25 protein-coding genes and 1 pseudogene are annotated in these 25,388 nt (G+C 51.1%); 4 read left to right on the top strand and 22 right to left on the bottom strand.

What is annotated here, in order from left to right; genetic code table 11:
- Nucleotides 1-38: 38 nt before the first annotated feature.
- The 5 genes from DXD92_RS09380 to DXD92_RS09360 are packed head-to-tail and all read right to left on the bottom strand — an operon-like array spanning nt 39 to nt 5,088.
- Nucleotides 39-806, bottom strand: coding sequence for an ABC transporter ATP-binding protein (locus DXD92_RS09380; protein ID WP_243002065.1), 768 nt, complete (start codon nt 804-806; stop codon nt 39-41).
- Entirely contained in the window at nt 799-1,635 is an 837-nt protein-coding gene (locus DXD92_RS09375) for an ABC transporter ATP-binding protein (RefSeq protein WP_118640453.1), read from the bottom strand. The genes DXD92_RS09380 and DXD92_RS09375 overlap by 8 nt, the downstream gene beginning before the upstream one ends.
- Nucleotides 1,636-1,671: 36 nt before the next feature.
- A complete protein-coding gene (nikC, locus tag DXD92_RS09370) occupies nt 1,672-2,478 on the bottom strand; it encodes a nickel transporter permease (protein WP_118640452.1) in 807 nt (268 codons plus the stop codon).
- Nucleotides 2,475-3,416 carry an ABC transporter permease gene (locus DXD92_RS09365; RefSeq protein ID WP_118640451.1) on the bottom strand — a complete coding sequence of 314 codons (942 nt, stop codon included), beginning with the start codon at nt 3,414-3,416 and terminating at the stop codon, nt 2,475-2,477. The genes nikC and DXD92_RS09365 overlap by 4 nt, the downstream gene beginning before the upstream one ends.
- A gap of 10 nt (nt 3,417-3,426) precedes the next feature.
- On the bottom strand, nt 3,427-5,088 hold the full coding sequence (locus DXD92_RS09360; protein ID WP_118640488.1) for a class I SAM-dependent methyltransferase: 1,662 nt from the start codon (nt 5,086-5,088) through the stop codon (nt 3,427-3,429).
- Nucleotides 5,089-5,232: 144 nt separating this feature from the next.
- On the opposite strand from DXD92_RS09360, the pseudogene DXD92_RS19660 reads away from it, so the two are divergent.
- Nucleotides 5,233-5,388: pseudogene (locus DXD92_RS19660) on the top strand (electron transfer flavoprotein subunit beta); the annotation flags it as partial.
- A gap of 120 nt (nt 5,389-5,508) precedes the next feature.
- On the opposite strand, the gene DXD92_RS09350 reads toward DXD92_RS19660, so the two are convergent.
- The 4 genes from DXD92_RS09350 to DXD92_RS09335 form a co-directional block, all read right to left on the bottom strand.
- Nucleotides 5,509-6,783 carry a transglutaminase domain-containing protein gene (locus tag DXD92_RS09350; protein ID WP_118640450.1) on the bottom strand — a complete coding sequence of 425 codons (1,275 nt, stop codon included), beginning with the start codon at nt 6,781-6,783 and terminating at the stop codon, nt 5,509-5,511.
- The gene (locus DXD92_RS09345) at nt 6,680-7,471 is read right to left on the bottom strand and encodes an N-acetylmuramoyl-L-alanine amidase (protein WP_330410121.1); all 792 of its coding nucleotides are present in this window, start codon (nt 7,469-7,471) and stop codon (nt 6,680-6,682) included. Before DXD92_RS09345 ends, DXD92_RS09350 begins: the two co-directional genes overlap by 104 nt.
- An 82-nt stretch (nt 7,472-7,553) precedes the next feature.
- Nucleotides 7,554-8,636, bottom strand: a complete 1,083-nt coding sequence (locus DXD92_RS09340) for a hypothetical protein (protein WP_118594798.1) — start codon at nt 8,634-8,636, stop codon at nt 7,554-7,556.
- 60 nt (nt 8,637-8,696) lie between these two features.
- Nucleotides 8,697-10,397, bottom strand: coding sequence for a glycosyl hydrolase family 18 protein (locus DXD92_RS09335; RefSeq protein ID WP_022461618.1), 1,701 nt, complete (start codon nt 10,395-10,397; stop codon nt 8,697-8,699).
- Nucleotides 10,398-11,092: 695 nt separating this feature from the next.
- On the opposite strand from DXD92_RS09335, the gene DXD92_RS09330 reads away from it, so the two are divergent.
- Nucleotides 11,093-11,842 carry an adaptor protein MecA gene (locus DXD92_RS09330; RefSeq protein ID WP_022461617.1) on the top strand — a complete coding sequence of 250 codons (750 nt, stop codon included), beginning with the start codon at nt 11,093-11,095 and terminating at the stop codon, nt 11,840-11,842.
- 68 nt (nt 11,843-11,910) lie between these two features.
- Here the strand turns inward: DXD92_RS09330 and DXD92_RS09325 are convergent, their stop codons facing one another.
- Nucleotides 11,911-12,081 carry a DUF362 domain-containing protein gene (locus tag DXD92_RS09325; protein ID WP_022461616.1) on the bottom strand — a complete coding sequence of 57 codons (171 nt, stop codon included), beginning with the start codon at nt 12,079-12,081 and terminating at the stop codon, nt 11,911-11,913.
- A 206-nt stretch (nt 12,082-12,287) separates the two neighbouring features.
- Here DXD92_RS09325 and DXD92_RS09320 point away from each other — a divergent pair, with 206 nt between their 5' ends.
- On the top strand, nt 12,288-12,491 hold the full coding sequence (locus tag DXD92_RS09320; RefSeq protein WP_022461615.1) for a DUF1858 domain-containing protein: 204 nt from the start codon (nt 12,288-12,290) through the stop codon (nt 12,489-12,491).
- A gap of 63 nt (nt 12,492-12,554) precedes the next feature.
- Here DXD92_RS09320 and DXD92_RS09315 read toward each other — a convergent pair whose 3' ends face one another.
- The 10 genes from DXD92_RS09315 to srtB form a co-directional block, all read right to left on the bottom strand.
- Nucleotides 12,555-13,151 carry a MerR family transcriptional regulator gene (locus DXD92_RS09315; protein WP_118594796.1) on the bottom strand — a complete coding sequence of 199 codons (597 nt, stop codon included), beginning with the start codon at nt 13,149-13,151 and terminating at the stop codon, nt 12,555-12,557.
- 157 nt (nt 13,152-13,308) lie between these two features.
- Entirely contained in the window at nt 13,309-14,643 is a 1,335-nt protein-coding gene (gene dnaB, locus DXD92_RS09310; RefSeq protein WP_022461614.1) for a replicative DNA helicase, read from the bottom strand.
- 4 nt (nt 14,644-14,647) lie between these two features.
- Nucleotides 14,648-15,094 (bottom strand): 50S ribosomal protein L9, encoded by a 447-nt coding sequence (gene rplI, locus DXD92_RS09305; RefSeq protein WP_022461613.1) that lies wholly within the window; start codon nt 15,092-15,094, stop codon nt 14,648-14,650.
- A gap of 1 nt (nt 15,095) precedes the next feature.
- Nucleotides 15,096-17,141 (bottom strand): DHH family phosphoesterase, encoded by a 2,046-nt coding sequence (locus DXD92_RS09300; protein WP_118594795.1) that lies wholly within the window; start codon nt 17,139-17,141, stop codon nt 15,096-15,098.
- 189 nt (nt 17,142-17,330) lie between these two features.
- The gene (gene rpsR / locus DXD92_RS09295) at nt 17,331-17,579 is read right to left on the bottom strand and encodes a 30S ribosomal protein S18 (protein WP_022461611.1); all 249 of its coding nucleotides are present in this window, start codon (nt 17,577-17,579) and stop codon (nt 17,331-17,333) included.
- Nucleotides 17,580-17,599: 20 nt separating this feature from the next.
- Nucleotides 17,600-18,061, bottom strand: coding sequence for a single-stranded DNA-binding protein (locus DXD92_RS09290; RefSeq protein WP_055220137.1), 462 nt, complete (start codon nt 18,059-18,061; stop codon nt 17,600-17,602).
- Nucleotides 18,062-18,072: 11 nt separating this feature from the next.
- Nucleotides 18,073-18,360 carry a 30S ribosomal protein S6 gene (rpsF, locus tag DXD92_RS09285; RefSeq protein WP_022461610.1) on the bottom strand — a complete coding sequence of 96 codons (288 nt, stop codon included), beginning with the start codon at nt 18,358-18,360 and terminating at the stop codon, nt 18,073-18,075.
- A 147-nt stretch (nt 18,361-18,507) separates the two neighbouring features.
- The gene (locus DXD92_RS09280) at nt 18,508-18,699 is read right to left on the bottom strand and encodes a DUF951 domain-containing protein (RefSeq protein WP_022461609.1); all 192 of its coding nucleotides are present in this window, start codon (nt 18,697-18,699) and stop codon (nt 18,508-18,510) included.
- A 32-nt stretch (nt 18,700-18,731) separates the two neighbouring features.
- Nucleotides 18,732-19,466, bottom strand: a complete 735-nt coding sequence (locus DXD92_RS09275; RefSeq protein ID WP_117761939.1) for an NAD-dependent protein deacylase — start codon at nt 19,464-19,466, stop codon at nt 18,732-18,734.
- Between the two features lie 26 nt (nt 19,467-19,492).
- Nucleotides 19,493-20,344 (bottom strand): class B sortase, encoded by an 852-nt coding sequence (gene srtB, locus DXD92_RS09270; RefSeq protein WP_117802324.1) that lies wholly within the window; start codon nt 20,342-20,344, stop codon nt 19,493-19,495.
- Nucleotides 20,345-20,551: 207 nt separating this feature from the next.
- Here srtB and DXD92_RS09265 point away from each other — a divergent pair, with 207 nt between their 5' ends.
- Complete coding sequence (locus DXD92_RS09265; protein WP_117509767.1) at nt 20,552-21,616, top strand: PTS transporter subunit IIC; 1,065 nt, start codon at nt 20,552-20,554, stop codon at nt 21,614-21,616.
- Between the two features lie 87 nt (nt 21,617-21,703).
- Here DXD92_RS09265 and DXD92_RS09260 read toward each other — a convergent pair whose 3' ends face one another.
- Both DXD92_RS09260 and DXD92_RS09255 read right to left on the bottom strand, forming a co-directional pair.
- Complete coding sequence (locus tag DXD92_RS09260; RefSeq protein ID WP_158581775.1) at nt 21,704-23,572, bottom strand: serine hydrolase domain-containing protein; 1,869 nt, start codon at nt 23,570-23,572, stop codon at nt 21,704-21,706.
- Nucleotides 23,573-23,749: 177 nt separating this feature from the next.
- Complete coding sequence (locus DXD92_RS09255) at nt 23,750-25,372, bottom strand: extracellular solute-binding protein (RefSeq protein WP_118640447.1); 1,623 nt, start codon at nt 25,370-25,372, stop codon at nt 23,750-23,752.
- Between the last annotated feature and the right edge of the window lie 16 nt (nt 25,373-25,388).

Below are 25,388 nucleotides of genomic sequence, written 5' to 3'. Positions count from 1 at the left end.
CCATTTCCGCTGTCTGATTTTCTGTTTCAACAGTTTTCTCACAGACTATACTCCATCAACAGTTTCGTATATTCCTCTTTCGGGTACTCCAATACCTCCCGCGTCTCCCCCTGCTCCACGATTTTTCCCTGCCGCATGACAATCACACGGCTGCAGAGTTCCCGCACCAGCGCAAGGTCGTGGCCGATCCACAGCATCGCAAGTTCTTCTTCCCGCTGCAGTTTTTTCAGCAGTTGAACGATCTGCGCCTGTACCGCCGCATCGAGCGCACTCGTTGCCTCGTCGCAGATCAGAAGAGACGGCTGCACAGCAAGAGCCCGCGCAATTGCGGCTCTCTGGCACTCTCCGCCGCTCGTCTCGCGGGGATAGCGTTTCGCCGTTTCCGGGGCAAGCTCCACTTTTTCCAGCAGTTCCGGCAGACGAAGACAGGCTTCTTTCCGGCTCATTCCCTGATTCCGAAAAGCTTCCAGAATCCCGGTTTCGAGCGTCTGCATTGGATCGAAGGAATCCTGCGGGGTCTGGAAGACCATCTGTATTTTCCGGTAAACTTCGCGCTGCCGCCTGCCTTTTCTTCCGAGGATTTCCTCGCCTTCCAACAGAACGCTGCCTGCATCCGCCTGGACCAATCCGGTGATCAGACGGGCCGTCGTGCTTTTTCCGCATCCGCTCTCCCCGATCAGGCCAAGACATTCCCCCGCATCCAGTGTGAAGCTGATGCCGTCCACGGCGGCAAATTCCGTTTCCCGGCCGGTTCCAGCAAAGTTTTTGCTTAAGTTGTTTACTTCCAGCATGTTATGATTATGCATCGTTCTTCCCTCTTCCCGGCACAGCCGCAAGGAGATTTTTTGTATATTCGTCCTTTGGGTGATCGAAAACCGTCCTTGTCTCCCCCTGCTCCACGATGTTTCCATCCTTCAAAACAGCAACCCTGTCTGCCATCTGCTCGAGAACCGCAAGATTGTGCGTCACCAGCACCATCCCCGTCTGCTCTTTCTGCTGCAACGCCTGAAGCTCCCGCAGCACCTGCGCCTGCGAAACCACATCGAGTGCACTCGTCGGCTCGTCCGCCAGAAGAAGCGACGGATGCAGCAGCATTGCGAGCGCAATCCCGACGCGCTGGTTCATGCCGCCGGAGAGCGACGATGGATAGCTGTTCCAGATCGTCTCGCCATCCGAAAGCCCCATATCCGCAAATCGCTGGAGCGTCATATCTTTGATTTCTCTGCGGCTTTTTCTGCCAGACATTCCCCCAGAAATCGGGGTGATGAATCCGCAGCGTTTCTCATGGGCGCGCACGCTTTCACAGATCTGTGCTCCGATTTTCCGGGTCGGACAGAGTGATGCCCCTGTATTCTGGAAAATCATACCAATTTCTGAACCGCACAGACTCCGCAGCTTCTTTTCGGACATGCCCGTCAGCTCCTCTCCGCGAAATGTGATCTGCCCGCCGGTGATGGAACCATTCTTTCCCATCAGCCGCAGGATCGCTCGCAGCAAGGTACTTTTTCCACTGCCCGACTCCCCGGCGATGCCGACGGTTTCTCCTTTTTCGACGGAAAAACAGATGTTATTTAAAATTTGCTCCCCTTCATAACAGACAGAAAGGCCGCTGATTTCCAGCAGTTTTTCGCTCATGTTTTTGCTCCCTTTGTTTCCATTTTCGTTTGCCCCTTATCCCTGATCCACCGTTTTCCGTACCGCCTCACCAAGCAGATTGCAGACAAGAACGGTCAGAAAAATCGCCAGTCCCGGCGCCAGAATGACCCAGGGCGCGGTCTGCAGCATACTTCTTCCGTTGCTCATCATCGCTCCCCACTCCGCCGACGGCGCTTCCGCACCAAGGCCGAGGAAGGACAGACCTGCGATTTCCAGCATCATCGTTCCGATATCGAGCACCGCTGTGACAATCGTCTGCCCCGCAAGATTCGGCAGAATATGGCGTCCGATCATCTTCCATGTTCCGTTTCCTGTAAGGCGCGCCGCCGCGATGAACGGCATGTGTTTCAATGCCAGCACACGGTTCCGCGCAAGCCGTGCATATTTCGGCCAGGAAACAAGGATCAGCGACACAACGGCTCCCGTCATGCCGCTCTGCAGAACGCCGGAAAATGCGATTGCAAATACCATACCCGGAAAGGCCAGAAAAATATCGGAGATCTGCATCAGAACCGTATCCGTTTTGCCTTCCAGCCAGCCGCTGAAAATTCCGGCGAGTGTTCCGATCAGAGCGCTTGCCGCAACGACAAGAAGTGCTGAAAAAATGCTGACCCGCGCGCCGGAGAGAATCCTTGAAAACAGATCTCTTCCATAGCGGTCCGTCCCCATCCAGTGCGCCGCGGACGGCGGAAGAAGGGACAGTTCCAGATTCTGCTCATACGGATCGTACGGTGTCAGATGGGCCGCACACGCGGCAAACAGCAGCAGCGCACCGGCGAGGATGCCATAAAAAAGGATCTTTCTTTTCTGTTCTTTTTTCATCGCATTCCCTCCAACTTCGCCCGCGGGTCCAGTGCACCCATCATCAGATCAGCAATGAGATGCAGCAGCAGATAGATCGCCGCCATCCACACCAGATATGCCTGAATCACGGGAATATCGTGCATGGAAACGGCATCCACGGCCATTTTTCCGACACCATTCCACATGAAAATCGTCTCAACGATGGCGGTTCCTCCAAGCAGCGAACCGGCGGATAAGAATAGCAGCGTGACCATCCGAAGCAGCACGGATTTTAATACATTTCCGAGCAGAATCCGGTTTTCACTTAACCCACGTGCCCGTGCACCCGCCACGTACTCCTGCTCCAGCTCTGCAAGCACGGCAGAACGCACCTGACGGGTGTATTTTGCCGTCATCGAAACCGCAAGCGTCGCCGCCGGAAGCACACAGCTTTTCCATCCCTTTCCCATACTGAGAACCGGAAAAAGATTCCATTTCAGCGAAAAGAAATACAAGAGAAGAAGTGCAGTGAAAAACCCCGGAAACGAATTACCTGCAAAGCAGAACAGGCTGATACCGCGGTCCGCCCACGTATTCTGATATTTTGCACTTAAGATACCGAGCGGAAACGAAAGACAGACCGTCATGGCAAGCGCCAGCGCCGCAAGTGCAATCGTTGCGGGCAGTTTTTCGCAGAAGCTTACAAGCACCGGTTTGCCGGAAACGTACGACTCCCCGAAGTCACCGCGCAGGGCGTTTTTCAGCCATTGCAGGTACTGGACAGCTTTCGGCTCATTCAGTCCCAGCTCCTCCCGCATCGCTTCTTTTTCCGCCTCCGACATCACGCCGCCGCTGCTGCTCTCTTTTAAATCCACCGCATCGACCGAGGAAAGTCCCGTCAGCAGAAAAGCGAGAATCGTCACGCCGAGGAATACCGGAATCAGGCGAAGCAGTCGTTTTAACAGATATGTTTTCACAAATACTCCTTTACTGCTTCACGGCACAAATCGAAAACATCGGTGCCGGGTTATAGAACTCGTCTTTTTCCAGATAAATGCGTTTTCCAAGGCTCGTATCAATGCGGATTTCTCCCTCTGTGTTTTCGCACAGCACCGCCACATCGTACGCCGGCCGGTTTTTGCGGCTGATCGGAAGCTGTGCTTTGATCCGTTCGCACTCTTCAAGCATTTCATTTCCAACTTTAAAATGGGCATGCTGTTCCGGCAGATCTTTCGCGTCAGAAGCATCGTCTTTTCCGTAATTGGCATCGAAGTTCAGCAGCACACCGCCCGTTTTCAGCACACGCATCCATTCGCCGTAAGCATGCTCCGCATTCGGCAGCGTCCACGTCAGGTTTCGGGAAATGACAACATCGAACGTTTCATCCGCAAACATCGGATTTTCCGCGTCCATGACCTGGAAGCAGCAGTCGGCATTCTCTTCTTCGGCAAGCTGGATTGCATTCTCAATCATCTCCGGTGTCAGGTCGATGCCGAATACCTCGTGGCCCTCTTTTGCCAGCAGGATCGAGAAAAATCCGGCTCCGCAGCCGACATCAAGGATTTTTAACCGTCTCTTTTCCGGAATCTGTTTTTCGATCTCTTTCATCCAGCGCTTCGCAATCGGGTTGGCAAGTTCGGAGCGTCTCTGCTCTAAAAAGCTCTCGCTCCGTTTCTCCCAGTAATGGACAATCTGCTCTTTGCGGTCGTCGTACTCCGGCTCGCGCACAATTCTTCCGTAAGCAACGACAGGGCCCCCTTCTGTTACCATATCGCCCGGTTTTGCCGCCGGATACCAGAGGCCGTCTTCGGAAGCCGCCTGATATTTTTCGCCGCGGCGGACGGTCACATCACCAAGCTGGAAGGGCTGCTCTGCGCTTTTTTCCGCGCGCACCAGAAACATCGGTGTCGATGCATAGTTCAGTCTCTCTTCCTCGCTCCAGACGCGCTTCCAGATTTCGGAATCGGTCTGGATGGAACAGACGCCGAGGGATTCGAGCACCTTCGTATCCCACGCCGGCCGTTCCATCGCAGAGAGCGGCACCTGGCGCGCAATGTTTTCCATGCGGTCAATGTCCGTGCACAGATAATGGTCGTCGAGCTGCTGCTCTTCCACTTTCTTCCGGTCTGCCTCGTACGCTTCTTTTTTCTCCTCGTCATAGAGATAACCGTACCAGTTCGCATCAAAATTGAGCAACACGCCGCCCGGTTTCAGGACACGCATCCACTCTTGGTATGCCTGCTCCGGCTTTTCCAGATTCCAGGTCAGATTTCTGGAAATGACAACATCAAAGGTCTCATCCGCAAACTCCAGATTCTGTGCATCCATCCGCTGCAGCGTCACGCGCTCCAGACCGTATTTCGTATATTTTCCCAGATTCTCTTTCGCCTTTTCCAGCATCTCCTCCGTGTAGTCAACAGCCGCCACCGTATAACCTGCCTCCGACAAAATCATCGGGAAGAATCCCGGGCCGGTTCCGATATCGAGAATCTTCATCTCTTCTTTCTTTTTCTCTGGAAACTGCTCCTCTAATACATGCAGCCACGCTTCTCTCTGGCTTCCCGCCAGTTCTTTTTCATTGACCTCAGAATACCCCTCCGCACGGGTTCCCCAGTAGGAGGCAATTTCCTGTAATAATTCCTGTTCCATATCTTCCGCTTCTTTCTTCTTTTTCTTAATTTTCCCGGCGCGGTCGTTCTCCAACCGCTCAAATATCCCTTTACTCTACCAAAAATCGGCCTTTTTCACAAGCCCCCACGGGGGATATTCTTAACGCCGGCGCAGGGTATTCAGGTGATCGGCGGCGCGGATCTGATTATCTGCGGACGTCAGACAACCGACGGCGATACCGCGCAGGTCGGCCCTTTGATTGCGAAACATCTGACGATCCCGCATGCCGCCTGGGTCGCAGAGGTTACCGATGTCACGGATCATTCCATCACCGTCCGTCAGGATCTTGTGAGTGTTTCCCAGGTTTCCGAACTCCCTTATTCGTGCCTGATTACCATCGAGTTTCTCGAGCGCGAGCTGATCGACATTTTGTTTCCGGATATTTTTAAAGGAGAACCGTCATTCACTCGGTTCTCCTTTATATTGCCAGAATACCATCAGCTTTCTTGTCGCCGTATCCTCGCTGTATGTATATTTTACGGACCCGAGTCCGTAATAGCTGCAAAGATAGCCGGAAGCCTTATCGAGAAGCTCCGGTCGGGCTTCCATGACCTGTGCCATCAGATCATCGGTGGCAAATTTAAATTCGGAATACTCTTTCGTCTCTTCAATATCCGTCTCCATTTCCCACAGAATCTGTTTTGCATCAAATGTATCCATGTACCGGCCGATCTGGCGGTAATACTCGAGGTCATCTGCATTGCACGCCGGGAGCGGCAGATTCGCATCCGCCTGATGCGTGTCCGAAAATTCCGCATCGGAAACGCAGAGAAAATCGTAGTAGATCAGGTCGTCCGGCAGATTGTACTCGCCGCTCTCGCCCTCTGCGAATACCGGATCGCCCCAGGTTACATCGACGTTGTAATAATTGTCTCCGCACTTTACGATATTCCAGCCGTGCGCCTCGCCGGTGTCTGTCGTTCCCGTCACATAAATGACCGGGATGTCCAGGCGGTTCATCAGATACTGGAACGTTCTGGCATAGCCTGCGCAGACCGTCTGTCCGTTCACAAGTCCGCTGTAGAGTGTCTGATTCTCCGGCGCATCTTTCACATAATCAATCTGCCGGATACATTTTTCAAAGACAGCCTTGATCTTCCCATAGTCATCCATCGAACGGTCGATATCACTTAAGAAATCGTTTCCCGCCCCTTTGATCTGGGTCTGGCGGCCTGTGATCTCCTCCGCAGGAATCGTGTATTCCGGAACTACCTCGCAGTAGTTCTTCGGCTCGCCGTATCCCGTGACATGTGATGCTCCGTTGATCCAGCAGTACTCCGGGTAATCCATATAGACCCATCCGTAAACCTCCGCCGTCACATCGGGATCGCCGCCTTTTGTGATGATGGTTTCCTGGTGTTCCGCGATTCCCTGCACCAGTTCGCGGTAAATCATCTGTCTGTTTTCATCGAGCTGGCTGTAATAATACCGCTTCGCCAGCTCCTCCTCATCTGTATTTTCCGCCTGAAACTGTGTTGCGCCATTCTCTGACAGACCATTGTTTTCGTCTGCCGTCTGTGAAGCAGTGCTGCTGTCCGCTCCGCTTCCGTTCTGCGCGGGATCGCTCTCATCAAATTCTCCGAATACCAGATAAGCCGCCAGCAGGGCAAGCATAAGCGGAAGCAGCGCCCGCAGCGGTCTCTTCCGTCTTCGTCTGTGTCTTCTCTTTGCCATTCTTCTTTTCTCCCAGATACGTTAAAACGCCGTCACACAGTGCATCCGCCACCTTTTTCTGGTACTCCTTTGTGTTCAGGAGCGCTTCCTCCTCCGGATTTGAGAGGAATCCGCACTCGCAGATCACCAGCACTGCGTCTGTCTTCTTCAGCATGTAATACGTTTTGTTTCCCTTGGCTTTCCTGTGATTCGCCGGATCGAGCCCCGCGACCAGTGCAGCCTGCATGCAGAGCGCCAGTTTTTCGCCTTCTTTTGAATCCGTATAATAAAACACCTGCGCCCCTTTGACCGCCGCATCCGGGTAGCTGTTCTGGTGAATGCTGATCACACAGTCCGGCTTTTTTTTATGAATCAGCTGCACGCGCCGCTGCAGATCCTGCACTTTCGCATTCACGGCTCCCGGATCGGAGAGATCATCCTCCCCTTCCCGCGTCATCACCACAAGGATTCCCTGCTTTTCCAGCTTCTTTTTCAGCAGACGGGCAATCGCAAGGTTGATGTCCTTTTCTTTGACACCGTTTGCCCCGATTTTGCCGGGATCGTCGCCGCCGTGGCCGCTGTCCAGCACCACTACTTTTGTGGCTGCCTTCTGTGCTGCCACCAGCCGTGCGCCCTCGCGGGACAGAACATACGCCGCCGAAAGCAGAATCACCGCCATCAGCCATTCCAGTTTTTTCCCTTTTTCCAAATGAAAAGCCCCCTGCTGCAAATTTCCTTTCTTGGTCATTTTATGCAGCAGCGGGGCAGGTTACAACTCTTATTGCTTCCGGTTACTCTTCCTCATCTTCTTCATCATGCGCGCGATTCGGGATTTCATCCTCTTCTTCGTCGTTGTCATCATCGAGATAATCCGGCTCATTTTCGAAATCGATGACTGCGGAATTTTCGACGATTTCGTCTTCTTCCTCTGCTTCTTCTGCGGTATCTTCACTGCCTGGCTCTGCGGCTGTTTCTTTTGCCTCTCCGGGAAAGATACTTTTTACCGGATCTTTCATGAAGGTTTCCACTTCCGACGCAGAACGTTTCATCTCCTCACGCATTTTTTCGATGCCGGCAAAGGTCTCCTCAAAAATTCTGCGGTTCTTCTCGAGTACACTTGTCATGGTTTCCATCTCGGCGTAAATCTTCTGGTATCTGGTGTTGGCTTTCTGCAGTTCCGCGTCCATATGGCTCTGGATTTCTTCTGCTTCGGCCTGCAGTTTTTCTTCATAAACAGCAGCCAGTTCCTCGCCCTTCTGACGTGCGCTCTCTACCATGTATTCGCACTGTTCCTTCGTCTCGCGGCGCTGCTTTGCACAGGATTCCTTTGTCTCCTCCCTCTGTTTCCGGCAGGACTCGTTTGTCTCCTCTTTCTTTTTGCAGCACGCCTCATCCGTTTCCTCCGTTTTCTCGCGGCAGGACTCGTCCGTTTCTTCGTTTTTCCGGCGGCAGGCTTCCTCGGTCTCTTCTTTTAGCTTTCTGCAGCTCTCCTCCGTTTCCTCCGTCAGCTTTCTGCACGCTGCATCGGTCTCTTCCGTTTTCTCGCGGCAGGCATCTTCTGTTTCCTGTGTCAGTTTTTTCGCTTTCACCTGTGCCTCAAACACAAGGCCGCTGATGCTGTCATAATTGTCGATATAGCTCTGGTATTTCTCATGAATATTTTTTTCGAGCTCCTCGATTTTATCCTCACGCTCGCGGATCTTGCGGTTCAGCTTCTCGATTTCCTGCTCTTTTTCCTCGATCTTCGCTTCCAGTTTCTTCTGAGCGGCATACGCCTGATCTTTCAGGTTCTGCACTTTCGTCATGACATCGTCCTTATCGAAACCGCCCATCAGCGTTGTTTTAAATAATTCTTCGTGATTGTTTTCTGACATGTATACTCCTCCTTCGTGCCCGGGCTTTTATCATTCCCCTTATCCTTCCCGGACTCCTCGTCAACTGTTTGTTTCAATATATTCTGAAATCAGACTCCAGACGTCTGCGCACTCGAATCCGAGCTTCCACTCTGCCACTCCGGCGAGATCAGCGCTTTGGATCACTTTCAGTTTTTCCTCCATGGACTGCTCATCCTCCATCCAGATCGTGTATCTGGCATCGGAAGTTTCTACCGTTGCCACATTCTGGCCAAGGGATGCATCCCAGGTTTCTGTCATCTGATTCTCTTTGGCATAGTTTTTGGCGCCATCCATGCCCAGCACCTCGCTGGTAATGGCGCTCTGTCCGAACTTTTCCGTCCAGACACGGGTATAAAACGGGATTCCGCAGATCACCTGATCGGCAGGCATCACCCGCGTCATCTCCTCCACGGCCTGCTGTACGAACGGGAGGGATGAAACAGAGCCTGCCTCCTCGCTTCCCGCGAAATGCTCGTCATAGGCCATGACAATCATATAGTCCACAAATCTTGCCTGCTCGCCGCGCTGATAATACATCGTGTAAGCCTGCGGTACCGGCGTATCGACCGACACCACAAGATTCTGTGCATGCGCCGCGCTCGTCAGTTCCCGCAGAAACTGCAGGTAATGCGGGATTCCGGCCTCTTTCAGATTCTCGAAATCCACGTTGATGCCGTCCATGCCGCACGATGCTGCCTCGGCGAGCAGCTGCTCAATGATTCTACTGCGCACGGATGCGTAGGCAAGATCGGTTGTTTCGTCAAATGCTTCATTAAAGTTATCAATCAATCCCCAGACTTCCCGTCCCGCTTCATGCGCCAGTTTCACGTAATCGGCGCTCGCAAGGCTGGAAATCGTACCGGTTTCGTCTGTCACGGAAAACCAGGTCGGTGAAATCACGTTCACGCCGGTCATTTCTGCTGTCATCTCTGCCATCGCGTCGTTCGACTCGGTCGATGTGCTCTGATGCCAGACCAGATTGATTTTGTGATCCCGTGTAATTCTTTCATAGGAATCTTTCTTTGCCGTCCGCGCTTCGATGGCCTCCGGCTCGGAGATATCCTCTGTCTGGATGTAGCCGGTATAGCCGTCCGCCGTCATGACTTTGCACCAGTTGTCCAGATTTTCCAGATACAGCAGGGTGTCACCCTTCTGTACATCCGCAAGAATCAGACTCTTGATGCCGCCTTTCTGGCGCACCTGCGCGGTGTCTGACTGTACCGTCGCCTGTTCCACGCCGTCCCATTCATTCCGGATTACAACACGGTTGGGATCGCTGTAATATGCATAGTCGAGATCTGTGTATTCTTTTACGACATCCAGCGAAATGTAAACCGTTCCGTCGCTCTCCTGCTGTACGGCAGGCTGTCCGCCCGGTGTTTTGGCAACGGCCGCATCGCCCGGAAGCAGTGTCTGCACGCCGCCGCTCGTTGTAAGCAGGATTCCTTTTGTTTCTTCATCCCAGTAGAAGCAGCTGTTCAGCTGGGATTCTACATATGTGTACGCCGCATACGGCTCTCCTCCGATAAGGACGGCCTGCTCTTCCAGAAGTTCTCCGTTCTGGATCAGCGCAACGCTGTTTTCGTCTGTCAGGTTAAAATATTCGTTCCCGGCCATGTATTCGGTTCCGGGTTTATATCGGTTTATCAAAAATGAAACAACGCCTGCTGCACCGACTAGCACGATCAGAATCAGTACGACCAGTACCGGCGCTGCTTTTTTCTTCTGTTGCTCCTTCATGTGTTCTTTTCCCCTTTTCTTCGCTCTGAAGATCTCCCCACTTGCGCCCATTATAACAAAAAAAATACCCAATAGCAACCGTTATGCGCAAGGGAACCGCATGCGAGTCAGAAAGTATCGTTACAGTTCACTGGTTCCCAGCGAACTGTAACATTCGCAGCCCTCATTTAAAGTTTTGCTTCGCAAAAGGAGGGCTGCTCACACCTGAATCATGTTCTTACGCAGCGAAACAGCAGGTGTTTCACTGCTGATTGAACAGTAACGAACGTATCGTTGCTTTTTGCTATTGGGTATTTTTCAGAAAATCTGTTTAAAAAGTTTTGTCGATTGTTTGTTTCATGGCTTATTTGCAGTTGTGACGTACAAAAAAGAAAGCCCCATAGATCCGTATGAAATACTTTTGTTTTTAGTTTCAATGATCATGTTTCAAGGGGACGCCTTCTTATCCGATCCGTTTTTTCTGTGCCTGCTTCCGGCCGGAGTATGCACCCTCCGGGCAGAAGCAAAGGTTTCCCCAACTCCTATTATACTTCAAACCGGGGGAATTACAAATAAAGTTTGTCCCTTCATTTCTGAAAAAATTATGCGAAATGTAAAAAAAATCTTAAGTTCTTTACTTCTTTCCGTGATGTGTTATACTATATCGTAAGCAGCCCTATTTATATAAGTAAAGAGTAATTAAGGACGTGAGAGTTATGAAAATAGAAAAAATCAATGATAACAAGATCCGCTGCACACTGACCAGCGCCGATCTTGCCGAAAGAAATTTAAAGCTCAGCGAACTGGCTTACGGCACGGAAAAGGCCCGCAGCCTGTTTCAGGATATGATGCTTGAAGCCAACCAGCAGTTCGGCTTCAATGTGGATAATGCCCCGCTCATGGTCGAGGCCGTTCCGGTGGCTCCGGACAGCATTGTCCTCATTATCACCAGAGTCGAGGATCCACAGGAGCTCGACACCCGCTTCGCCAAATTTGCTCCATCCGGCGACGATACGGACGGACCGGAACCGGTACAGTATTCCGGCGCGGACGACATCATCGACCTGTTCCACAAGCTCTGCGATGTGAAGAACAAGGCACAGGAAATCGCAAAGAAAGCGGCACAGAAGGAAAACGAAAAAGAGCCTGCAGCATCCGAGGAAAAGAATGTGGATCTGGTACGCACCTTCCACTTCTCAACCCTCGACGATGTCATCAGCTCCGCAAAAGCGCTGAACCAGTATTTTACCGGCAGCAATTCCCTCTATAAGAACACGGCAGATGCCAACTATCAGCTCGTTCTGCACCAGTCCGGCTGCAAACCGGAGGAATTCAACAAGGTCTGCAACATTCTTTCCGAGTACGGCAGACAGGAATCCTTCTCCCTGGCCGCTGAAGCATTTCTGCTGGAACATGGAAATGCAATGGTAAAAGAGAATGCTCTGCAGGAGCTGGCTTCTCTGTAAGTTTTGAAACGTATGCATAAAAAAAGGAAGTCTGTGAAAGACTTCCTTTTTTGTACGTTCCGTACAAATTACTCTTCTGTGATAGCCTCGGTTGGACATACGCTTGCGCATGTTCCGCACTCAACGCATACATCCGGGTTGATTTCGTAATGGGAATCTCCCTCAGCGATAGCCTCTACTGGACATTCTCCAGCGCAGGTTCCGCAGCTTACACATTCGTCTGTGATTACATATGCCATGATCTTATCCTCCTTGTAGATTTTTTGGCCCTTTCGGTACTATCCACATTGTAAACGATTGCCCCCTGAAATACAAGTACAAAATTATAAACATTCTATAATCTTATGAATTTGTTCTTGCATTCCCCCCGGGGGTACGCTATAATCAAAATAGCCGTCAAAATCGGAACGACGGGTATATACACATTTAAAGGAGGAACTTTAAGATGGCAAAGATCTCGAAAGACATGACAATCGGCGAGTTAATCGCAATGGATACAAATATCATCGGAATCCTGATGGGAGCCGGCATGCACTGCATCGGCTGCCCTTCTGCACAGGGTGAGTCCCTGGAAGAAGCAGCTATGGTTCACGGCCTGGACGCTCAGGTTCTGGAAGACCAGATCAACGATTATCTGGCTGCAAAATAAGCCGGATTTCCGCGTGGATCCAAAAAGAACGCCTCTCACAGGCGTTCTTTTTTTCTGTCCAATTTACCCTTTGGTTCGATGGCTCCGTTTTGCTTTCGTCCGTTTTCCTTTCTGCTCCAGCGTCGCCGCTGCTTCTCTCCGGCTCTGCTGGTGGCGGCGGATCGCCTCGTCCACGCGGCGGCTCCGTTCCTCCTGACGCCTCTTCTGTATCATCTGGTCAAGCAGACGGCCGAGCACGCGGTAAAATTCCGTCTGACGCTCCTCCTCTTCCTGCCGCATCACGGTGTCCGCCAGCTGTTCTGCTTCCCGCTCGGGCAGAAGATCGACAACCACCTCCGGCACTTCGTCCGCTTTTCCCGGTATTGCCGGATCCGGCTTCTCCTTTGCCGTCTCTGCCGCTTCCGCCGGAAACGCTTTGATCTCCGCCGTTGCCTGCACCAGCTTCGGCATCAGCTCGCGGATCGCTTTCAGATGAAGCCCCTTTTTCTTCAGTTCCCGGATTCCCAGAAAAATCTGAATGTCCTGCGCAGTATAGCAGCGGTGTCCCAGCGAATTGCGGTGGATTTCCATGCCGAGCTCGTCCTCCCAGTACCGGAGCACATGCGCTTTCTCCCCGGTCAGCTTCTCCGCCTCCGTGACCAGATACGTTCTATTTTCCATACGGCAGCCACTCCCTTCTTCCCTTTATTATAGGATCTGTTATCCCCTGCCGCAAGAAAATCTCATCGTAATATTCCGACAATTTCATACAATTATACACAAAGAACGTGCCGCAGGACTATCCCACGACACGTTCTGACACATAAAATATTTTCTTTTATCTCTCTGCATTCGCAAATTTCGTATAATCCGGCAGCCAGACCAGATTGACAGTTCCGATCGGGCCGTTTCGCTGTTTGGCGATGATGATTTCCGCGATTCCCTTATTCTCGGAATCCTTATTATAGTAATCATCTCGATAGATAAACATAACAACGTCGGCATCCTGCTCGATCGCTCCCGACTCACGCAGGTCGGAAAGCATCGGACGGTGGTCGGTACGCTGCTCAACAGCCCGGGAAAGCTGGGACAGTGCAACAACCGGCACATTCAGCTCTCTCGCGAGTGCTTTTAAGGAACGGCTGATATCCGAAATCTCCTGCTGACGCGATTCCGAGGAGCTCTTTCCGCTTCCCGACATCAGCTGCAGGTAGTCAATGATGATGATATCAAGACCGTGCTCCAGCTTGTATTTGCGGCATTTCGACCGCATCTCTCCGATCGAGATACCAGGTGTATCGTCAATCATCAGTCGGGATTCACCGATCATGCCGGCGCTCTCGATCAGCTTGCTCCATTCGTCGTCTTTCAGGTTTCCGGTTCTCAGATGCTGGGAATCTACTTTCGACTCCATCGAGAGCAGACGGTTCATCAGCTGCTCCCGCGACATCTCGAGACTGAAAATCGCAACGGCTTTGTCTTTCTTAAACGCCATATACTGCGCAATGTTGAGGACAAACGCCGTTTTACCCATAGACGGACGTGCCGCAATCAGGATAAAGTCAGAGTTCTGCAGACCCGATGTCTTGTAGTCCAGATCCGTGAATCCGGTCGGAATACCCGTGACATTTCCCTTCGTCTTCGATGCACGCTCGATGTTCTCCAGCGTATTGATGACGACCTGGCGGATCGGCATGAAGTCTCCGGAATTCCGCTGGCCCAATAACTGGAACATCTTCTTTTCCGTCTCCTCCATGATGACTTCCACCGGCTCTTTGTTCAGATAGCAGTCATTCTCTATCTCTTCTGTCAGCTTAATGAGACGGCGCAGCACCGCTTTCTCGCTGACGATGTTCGCATAATGGCGCACATTCGCCGAAGTCGGCACCGCATTTAAAAGATCGCGGACAAACTCCATCGAACTGATCTCCGGCGGAACATCCTTTTCACGCAGGCGGTTCTGCAGGGTGACCAGATCGACCGGTTTTCCCTCATTGAACAGCTCCACCATGGCATCAAAAATGACGCCGTACTGGTGCTGGTAAAAATCGTCGCTCGTCAGGATTTCCGATGCCGCCATGATGGCTTCGCGCCCCATCAGCATGGAACCGATGACCGACTGCTCCGCCTCGATGCTGTGCGGAAGGATTCGTTTAATCAGTGCTTCTTCCATAGAATTATGCTTCTTTTACGATAACTTTCAGCTTTGCAGTTACTTTGGTATGCAGGCGGATCGGCACTTCTGTCGTTCCAAGAACCTTGATCGGGTTCGGAAGCTGCATTTTCTTTTTGTCGATGTCGTATCCGAGCTGCTCTTTTGCTGCCTCAGCGATCTCTTTTGCCGATACGCTTCCGAATACTTTTCCGCCCTCGCCGACTTTGATTGCTACGGTAACCTGTTTGTCCTCAATCTCTTTCGCGAAAGCCTGTGCCTCAGCGAGCTGCTCTGCTGCCACTTTGTCCTCGTGTGCTTTCTGGAGTTTCAGCTCATTCAGGTTTTTTGCGGTTGCCTCGATGCCGAGTTTTTTCGGCAGAAGCATGTTTCTTGCATATCCGTCACTTACGTTTACAGTCTGTCCTTTTTTACCAAGTGCTTTTACGTCTTCCAGTAAGATAACTTTCATATCAGATTTCTCCTCCATCCTGCATTTCTGTTAAGGTTGATTTCAGAAGGTTTCTCGCCTCCTCCATGTTGACGGTCTCGAGCTGGCATCCCGCCATATTCAGATGACCGCCGCCGCCCATCCGCTCCATGATGATCTGTACATTGACCTCATCGATCGCGCGGGCGCTGATATAGATCACGCCTTTGTACTCGGTCAGTACAAAGGACGCCTTGACACCGACAATGTTCAGCAGCTCGTTCGCCGCTTGTGCTCCGACCACCGTCGGGCTGTCCACATAGTCGCTCGGGCATTCGGAAATCGCGAACTGGCCGCGGAACAGCTCCGCATTGCGGATCGTCTCTCCTCTTGCCTTGTAATCGTTCATATCCTCACGGAACAGCTTGCGCACACGCGTCACATCCGCACCGCAGCGGCGCAGGAACGCTGCCGCCTCGAACGTGCGGACACCTGTTTTCTGCATAAAGTTGTCGGTATCGATCATGATGCCGGCATAGATGCTGTCCGCCTCCACGTTCCGGATGCGGATTCCCTCGGTAAAATACTGGAGAATCTCGGCAACCATCTCGCTCGCGGATGATGCATACGGCTCAATATAGGAAAGCACCGAGTTGCGGATCGTATCGCTTCCCTGCCGGTGATGATCCAGCACGACGATCATTTTCGCCATGTACAGCAGATCCTCACACTGTGTGATGCTCGGCTTGTTCGTATCGACCACAACGAGCAGCGTGTTGTCGTCCATGATCTCTTTCGCCTCATGGTTGTTGACAAACATGTCCGCCTCATAATCCTGGTTGTCGCTGAACGTATTCATCAGCGGAATGATCGAGCTGGTCGGGTTGTCGATGACGATGTACGCTTTTTTATTCAGCGTTTTCGCCGCACGGTAGATACCGATGGCCGCACCGAACGAATCGGCATCCGGCAGTCGGTGTCCCATGACAACGACCTTCTCTTTCGTGTTCATAAACTCTTTCAGCGCGTGCGCCTTGACGCGGGCTTTGACTCTCGTATTCTTTTCCACAGCCTGCGTTTTTCCGCCGAAATACTGAATCTTCGAACCGTCCTTTAAAACGACCTGATCGCCGCCCCGGCCAAGAGCCAGGTCGATCGCGATTTTCGCATACTCGGAGTTTTTCGCAAACGATCCAGCATCTGCTCCGATACCCATACTGATTGTGACCGCCATCTCGTTTCCGATGTTGATGGTCTTGACGTCCTCGAGGATATCGAACTTTTTCTCTTTCAGTTCATTTAACGAACTCCGGCGCATGACCACGATGTATTTGTCGTTCTCATACCGCTTCACCAGTCCATCGAGATCGTTGAAATATTTGTTGATCTTTCGCTCGACCAGTGCGGTCAGAAGGGAACGGCGGACCTCCTCGACGCTCTCCAGCGCCTCGTCGTAGTTGTCCAGATACAGAAGACCGGTGACCATCGTTTCGTCCTCGAATTTCCGCATATACTCGCGGAGCTCCGTCTCATCGAACAGATACAGTGCCTGAATAAAATAGCCTTTGATATCTGTGTTGATCATCTCCGAATTCTGGATCAGCTCGTCGATGCAGACGCTTTTTACATGGGCACGGAAATTCTTTTCGCCGTAAGCCACGTTGATGTCGGTCTCCTCCTCATTTTTCGGCAGCCGCTCGACCGTCAGCTCCGGAAAAATGGTGGCGATACATTTATGATACTGTGTATCCTTCCCTGTGATTTTTGTAAACTCTTTGTTGACCCAGAGAAGTTTTCCCTGCGAATCCATAACGGCATAGGGCAGCGCCAGTTCCTGGATCAGATGCTTCTGAACCTGGCCGTATTCGGTCGCAAAGGTAATCAGCTCGTTGATCACCTGCGGACGCTGTCTGTAATAGAGAACTGCGGCTGCGATCACATAGACTGCAAAAAACAGCGTGAACCACATTCCTGCCATCACATCCACAAAATACATGCCGATATTCATCACAAGCATCAGGATGGACAAAATCAGCGGCCATCGAAGATAGCTCCGCAATTGGCCGCTCAACTTCATTTTGCTTTTCATTTCCTAACACCTTTCCAACGTTGCGTGTTGTATTTCGCTCCTGTCCTTCCGATTATACCACTTTGACCTGTACTTTGGCAACAAGATACTTCTGGATACAAAAAAGGTACCCGCCCTTTTCGGGCAGATACCTCCATTTATTTACCGATTCAAAATGAACGTTCGGACAGTGCTTAGCGCAAGTCAGAATCAATCATCTACGTACGGCATAATAGCCATATGTCTTGCTCTCTTAACGGCTACTGTTACTGCTCTCTGATGTTTTGCGCAGGTTCCAGTTACACGTCTCGGCAGGATTTTACCACGCTCGGATACATATTTTTTCAGTTTAGCTGCATCCTTGTAGCTGATCTCTTCTCCACCACAGAAAACACAAACTTTTCTTCTTCTGCGGGCCGGTCTTCTGGAAGCTGGTCTTTCACTATTATTATAAGCCATGATCAATCTCTCCTTTTCTATCAATTAAATGGCAATTCTTCGTCAATGCCATCGGGAATATTCATAAAACCATCGGCGCTGCCCAGGTCAGATGTATTCGCGGACGGAGCCGGATTGTTATGCTGCGGTGCGGAGTATCCTCCGTTGTTTCCACCTGCATTTTTGCTCTCTGCAAACTCCTGCTCTTCTACAACTACGTCTGTCGTGTAGACCTTCTGGCCTTCACGGTTGGTGTAGCTTCCGGTCTGAATGCGGCCGGTGATGGCGATCTTCGTTCCCTGACGCAGGTATTTCTCTGCAAATTCTGCCTGGCGGCCGAAAGCAACGCATCCGATAAAGTCTGCGGTTGCGGAATCGCCGTCTCTGCGGAATCTGCGGTCAACAGCCAGTGTATAACGGGCTACCGCTGTGGAGTTCTCTCCAGCAGAGTATCTGACATCGGGATCTCTGGTCAATCTTCCCATCAATATAACTTTATTCATTCGCTTACCTCTTAAGCTTCCTTTTTAACGACTAAGTATCTCAGTACGTTATCCATAATACGCATATGGCTCTCGATCTCTGCCGGAGCTGTTGCGTCTGCTTCAAACTGAATAAAGTAGTAATATGCTTCACGCATATGCTGAATTTCGTATGCAAGGCGTTTTTTGCCCCACTCTTCTACTTCGCCAACTGTTCCGCCGTAACGGGTTACATAACCTTTGGCTTTCTCAACTACAGCTGCGCGTTCCTCTTCTTCAAGTTTTGCATTCACAACCAGTGCTAATTCGTACTTGTTCATGCTTTACCTCCTTTTGGACTTTTTGGCACCCCATTTTCATTATGGGGAGCAAGGAATTATTTTTATACGTCACAATTTGTTATTTTAACATAAAAAAGGGCTTATAGCAAGCCCTTTTTCGCGTGTTTTCTTGTTTTTTTCACGATATTACGCATCTTTTTTTCGTAATCCGCGGGTGTTTTTCTCGACCAGCTTGCGTGCTACCATGATCTGGTGGCCGCAGCCGGTGCATTTGAGACGGAAATCTGCGCCGACACGCAGGATTTCCCACTCGCTGCTGCCGCACGGATGCGGCTTTTTCAGTTTTACAATATCGCCTACTTCGTAATGTTCTGCCATGTTTCTTCCGCCTTATATTTTCTAATTAAAATCTATCTTACTTTGATGCTGCCGAGCACCTGCCCGATCGGCTGCTGGATCAGAAGATCCGCGTTTTTATCCATCGGCGTTGCGCCCTTGTTGATGAGAACCAGCGCATCGCCCTCAAAATACTGGAGAAGGCCTGCCGCCGGATAAACCGCAAGTGACGTTCCGCCGACAATCAGAAGATCTGCCGCCGCAATCGAGCGGATCGCACCGTCGAGCACTTTCTCATTCAGACTCTCCTCGTAGAGTACGACATCCGGTTTGATCATGCCTCCGCATTTTTCACATCTTGGAACGCCGCTGCTCCTTCTCACCAGCTCTGTATCGCAGAATGCCCCGCATTTCATACAGTAATTGCGGTGTGTGCTTCCATGCAGTTCATACACTACTTTACTTCCCGCCGCCTGATGCAGTCCGTCAATGTTCTGCGTCACAATCGCTTTTAATTTTCCCGCCGCTTCGAGCTCTGCAAGTTTCTTATGCGCCGCGTTCGGTTCTGCGCCGACCGGAAGCATTTTGTCGCGGTAAAAAGCATAAAACTTTTCCGGGTACCGCAGGAAATAGCTGTGGCTTAAAATTGTCTCCGGCGGAACGTCATACTTCTGATGATAAAGGCCATCCACGCTCCGGAAATCCGGAATCCCGCTCTCCGTGGACACGCCCGCGCCGCCGAAGAATACGATATTTTCATGCGTATCAATCAATCTCTGCAGTTCTTCGATTTTTCTTTCCTCTTCCATCTGTCATTCCTCCTCCTGACCAATCATTACCGGTTCCGCCGCACGCCCAGAACGACGAACCGTCCAGTCGTATCGCTCGCCGCACAGGTGGACAGCACAATAATATGGCTGTTTTCATCCATCTCCGGCTGCTCCACCGGGATCTCTGACCGCGCCGCCATGGTATTCAGATACTGTACAAACGCTTCACCCCCGCCGGAATACAGCGTGTAGACATCACTGTCTGCCTCCGTATAAAAAGCAGAAAAAATCTGGTACACATCGTTTGATTCCGGCGTCAGCATCCAGAAATAGACGCTGTCCCTATATTTTTCCTGCTCCTTCATCTGTTTCAATTTTCCGAACATGGAGAGATTCTTCATATTATGACCGTAAACGATTGTGTTTCCATCACTGAAATCATCCTGATTCTGGTAATCGAGGAAAATGGAACCCGCAAAGTTGCTCGTTCCCTCATACGTCGTATGAAGATACGCAACATTGTCCGGCCCCTGTACGACCGGGTAACTGATGTCGAGAGCTTCGATATAAAGCCATCCCTTCACATCCGGGTTAATCGCTTTTAAGGATTCAAAATCGACGGCAAGCGGCGGTTCTGTCGGATACGACAGTGGTTCCGGCTCCGGTTCGGAAGGCTCCGCCGGTTCGGATTCCGCCTGTGGCTCCTCTGTTTTCGTCGTTGCCGGTGTCTCTGGTGTTTTTGTAATTTCCGTCGTATACTGCTGCAGATCCCGGTATTCATCCGTGCCGGTCTTGTAATCCAGGTAAATGCCGATCAGCTTGTACCCGGAAAAGCAGAAAACAGCAAGTGCCGCTAAAAATACCAGAGTCCAAAGCGGATTGCCGCGTTTTTTCTGTTTCTTTTTCTGTTTTCCCATGCGTCTCCTTTATCACTTTTTTACTGTCTGAGCTGTTTTCTCGAAGCGCTCTGAATTTGTCTCAATTATAAGCGTGCCCCTTTCTTTTGTCAACTTATGCCCCCGGAAAAGGATTGCACCCGCCCCCATCTTATGATAGACTAAAAGTCGACTGACAAGTCACTTGTGAATACAGTAACACACCACATACATGAGGAGGAATTCCATATGCGAACAATCAAAAAAGTCGCCTCGCACATCTTCATTGATGGCTTCGGCGGCATGACGCAGGGTCTTTTTGCAACCCTGATTATTGGTACGATGATTCAGCAGATCGGTCTTCTGATCGGCGGTTCGACCGGAAATGTGATCTATCTGCTTGGAAAAGCTGCCGCAGCCCTGACAAGTGCCGGTATCGGTGTCGGCGTGGCAGTGAAATATGGGGAAAGCCCGCTTGTCACGGTTTCTGCAGCCGTCGCCGCCATGGTCGGCGGTTATGCCGGCAAGATCACCGGCGGCACATTCTTTGTGGACGGAAATGCCGTTCTGGCAGGACCTGGCGAACCGCTCGGCGCTTTCATCGCAGCTTTCGCAGGCATCACCTGCGGCCATCTGGTTTCCGGCAAGACCAAGGTTGATATCATCGTGACACCGGTCATCACCATCGGAGCCGGTTCCGTTGTCGGACTGCTCGTCGGACCGCCGATCTCCCAGATGATGACAGGCCTTGGAAGCATCATCAACTGGGCAACGGAACAGCGGCCGTTCATCATGGGCATCGTTGTTTCGGTCGTCATGGGTATGGTTCTGACACTGCCGATCAGCTCCGCTGCACTCGGCATCATTCTGAATCTTTCCGGTCTTGCCGCCGGTGCCGCAACGATCGGCTGCTGCTGCAACATGGTCGGATTCGCGGTTGCAAGTTATCGGGAAAACAAATTCGGCGGCCTTGTCGCACAGGGTCTTGGAACCTCGATGCTCCAGGTGCCGAACATCATGCGTCATCCGCTGATCTGGCTGCCCGTCATCTTCTCGAGTGCGATTTTAGGACCCGTCTCCACAATCCTCGCCAATATGCAGAATAATGCAACGGGAAGCGGCATGGGTTCCGCAGGTCTTGTCGGACAGATCACAACGTATCAGACGATGATCGCTTACGATGATCCGAAGCTCGTCATCATCAAAATTATTCTGCTCCACTTCGTGCTTCCGGCTGTGATCACCTTGTTCTTCTCAGAGGTATTCCGCAAGGCAAACCTGATCAAATCCGGCGATATGGCTTTGAATCTGTAATCTGTATTTTTAAAAGGGAATGGAACTGCGCATCCGGCAGCTCCATTCCCTTTTTTATCCACATTTCTCTTTTGATTTTTTCTGTTTTTACACCGTTTCTTCTGCGTTTTCCGCATTTTCCACTGCCGCGGCCGATTCAGCTTCCGCTGCCGTTTCTTCCCCCGGCCACACGCGGTGTGCCTCTACCATTGGCTCAATGGTCTGTGCCATCAGCAGATGGATCATGTCAAGGCTCCGCTCGCGGAACCGCGACGGCAGAAGCGGCGCGATCGCCACATCCGTCACGAGGGATTCAAGTCCCTCAATAATCAGATCCTTGCCCGGCGTCTCATTCCACTCCAGTCTGATCCGCTCGAAATCACGCTGGAAAATGATTTTGACCCTCCGTCTTGCGGCCTCTTCCAGAAATGCAAACTCAAGCTTCAGCACCAGTTCGCCGTCTTCATTCTCCGCAAACTGTCCCGTCGTTCCGAGCAGATACGATTCCTCGTTTTCCACCCATTCTACAACTTTGGACCCCGTAAGACCGATCGCAATGCGCTGTGTTTTTTCTCCCTCGGTCAGCTCGACAAAGAAACGGCCTTTTTCATAGAAGAAACCGATGCGGCGGATGCCGTCGGAAAAGTTGTTGTGGAAGACCTGCAGCGTCAGCGGAAACATGCCGACATGCGTGTCCTCCATTTTATATTCTTTTCCGTGCAGAAGCTGCGCCATGTCGATCTGACGCGGTGTTCCGCTGTTCCGCGGCCCCGGTGTTCTCCGCTTCCAGCCGCCGCGCAGGATTCTTCCCGGTGTCTCTTTCGCGCCCTCCAGATCACAGCAGGTCTGCACCAGCTTCCGATATGCCATCGGGCTTTCCGCCTCGCCGGATTTCAGCTCTGCACCAAATTCCGCGCCGAAATACTTCCGCACAATGTCGAGCATCTCACACGTCTGGAACAGCTCGTTGCTGCCCGCATTCGTCACAATCACCACGCCGGTATCCGGGTAACCGAGTACGTTCTGCCCCAGCATGCCATTGAACGCAAAGCTGCCCGGCCGCTCCTCCATCCAGACCTGGTAACCATAGCCATATTTTCCCATCTTTTCCGGCGGTGTCGCATGAACGGAGGTGGACGCTGCGACCCATTCCGCCGGGACGATCTGTTTTCCTTCGAATTTTCCGCCGTTCACGTACATCACCCCGAGCTTGGCCGCGTCCTCCGGGCACAGGAAGAGGCCCCAGCCGCCTTTCGTAATCCCTGCCGGGCAGCTCTCCCAGAAGACTTTCCGGATGCCAAGAGGCTCAAACAGACGCGGCCGCAGGTAATCTACCATTTTCATGCCGGTGCGCTCCTGTATGATTGCAGACAGCAGATACGTGTTCATACTGTTGTACTCAAACGCTTCGCCCGGCGTTCCCTTGACCGGCGCATTTAAGAAGCTGTCCACCCAGTCGTTGCCGGAAACAACGCCCATCTCATTGAACTGTACGCCGCTCTTCATCGTCAGAAGATGCTCCACGGTCAAATTCGGGCGCAGGATCTTCTGCAGCAGACCGTTTCGTTTTTCAAAAATATCATAGACGTTCTCGTCCAGGGAAAGTTTTCCTTCACTGATCAGAAAACCAGCCGCCATGCCAGTGATGCTCTTACACATAGAATACGTCGCATGCCAGATGCCGCTGCGGTATGGGGCGAAATTGCATTCGCAGATGACATGTCCATTCCGCAGGACCAGCAGATGATGCATGTCCGTATGGCGCGCAGCGGCGAGCTCACGAAGCATCTGCGTCAGCTTTTCCGATGAGATGCCTTCGCTCTCCGGCACCACGCGCGGAAAATACGTTTCCGGAGATGCAAAATCCCCGAACGCTTCCTTCTGCGGCGCAAAGTCCGTCTTTCCCATATGTCCTGTCGTCCCACTCATAAATCCCCAGATCATTTCCATTGCGGTTAACTGTTCTTTCGCTGCCATGTACGATGCCTCCTGTCTCATGCGGTTGGATTTCCCTGTTTTTCCAGTTTTCCTCATTATATCCAGATTCCTTGAAAATCGCAATGCTTCTTCTGATAAAAAAGAACCGACATAGAAATCTGTATTTCGATTTCTGCCGGTTCTTTTCCGTGTGTGATTTTTTTATTTTACTTTAGCTTACTCATTCCAGAGTTTCATACGCTCCTGATAATTCTGTGTGATAACTTTTTCTACATCTTCCAGTCCTGCGTCATTCATTTCGGAAATCATCTTGTCGTACTCTTCCATTGCCGCATCGTGGCTGTCTGCATTCACAATCTTCGGATATTCCTGATCGTAGATATCCTGGATTTTCTGCCATTTCAAGCCATCCGGAGTGCTTCCTGCCGGGGCAAGGCCTGTAAACTCTGCGGTATCCCATCTGTCGTTCTCACCAAAGTGATTCATAGCCACCTGCCGGGTCTCTTTTACTTTATACTGTGATACATCGTATGGAGTTCCGTCTGTACCATTTCCGTTCTTTACAAACCAGGTCCATTTGCGGACGCCGGTATCCAGTTTTGTTTTGTCAAAATCCGTCTGGAATCCTTCAATCAGATCATCGTTCGGAACGTGTTTTCCATCTTCCATATTCCAGTTGGTTCCCTCAATACCCCACATCAGAAGATACTGTCCTTCTTCGCTTGCAAGGTAGTTGATCATCTTCATGGCTGCTTCCGGATTTTTACAATTCTTGGTGATCGCGATTGCATCCCAGCCAAGTGTACTTCTTCCGGAGTAAGTAGTTTCATCTGCACTGATTCCGTTTCCAAGGATTTTATAGGAATAGAATTTTGCATCTTCTCCTACAGAAGAAGCAAGTGCTGTATTTGCTGCATCGGTATCCCAGTAGGAAGCAAAGGTACTGAATACGTTGCCTGCAGACAGTTTCTGCGTCCACTGATTTTTCTTGTTGACAACCCACTCTTTGTCCAGAAGGCCTTCGGTATACAGTTCATTGGCAAAGGACATCATCTCTTTGAAGTTTGGTGCTTTGGCAACATGTTCCAGATTGTCCCCATCCTGATAATATGTTTTCAGACCATACATTCCTTTTAATGTTCCATCGTAGTTTTTGGATTCTGCATCAAAGGTAATGGCAATACTCTCTTTTCCGTCAATGGTCGGATGAAGTTCTTTGAATTTCTTACAAATGTCAATATACTCTTCCTGTGTAAATGGCTCATCGCTGTCTGCGCGGTCTTTTCCAACGATTTCGCACAGATAATCATAGCGCATCAGAACACCGGCTACCGGATCCGGATCTTCTCCGTACCAGTTATTCAGATAGTAATTCTTTCCATCGGTATAACGACTCTTGTTTAAGGTTTCCCCGTACATCTCTTTTACATCCGGGCCGTACTCATCGATCAGATCATTCAGCGGAAGCAGTGCGCCTGCCTCAATGTAACGGTTTACAATATCATTTCCACGATCCATCAGGACGATATCCGGGTAATTCTGACCGGTCAGCATCAGGTTCAATTTTTCCAGCGGATCTCCGGTTGGATTTTCTACCTGAATTTTGACACCTGTTTTTTCCTCAATTGCTTTTGCAACTGGATCATCAAAGGTATTGCTTCCGGAGTTTTTGTCAAAGATAGAAATCGTAACTCCGTCTGTTGATACCTCGCCCGATGCAGATGATGCACTGCCGGATGCAGTACTTGATGATGTACTGCCATTTGATCCGCATCCTGCAAGCATTCCCGCTGCCATCAGGACACTCATCGCCATTGCGATACTTTTTTTGAACTTCATTTTCTTTTCCTCCTTC

The organism is Blautia sp. TM10-2 (genome assembly GCF_003480845.1).
GTDB lineage: Bacteria > Bacillota > Clostridia > Lachnospirales > Lachnospiraceae > Fusicatenibacter > Fusicatenibacter saccharivorans.
This window is presented reverse-complemented; position numbering and strand designations above follow the sequence as displayed.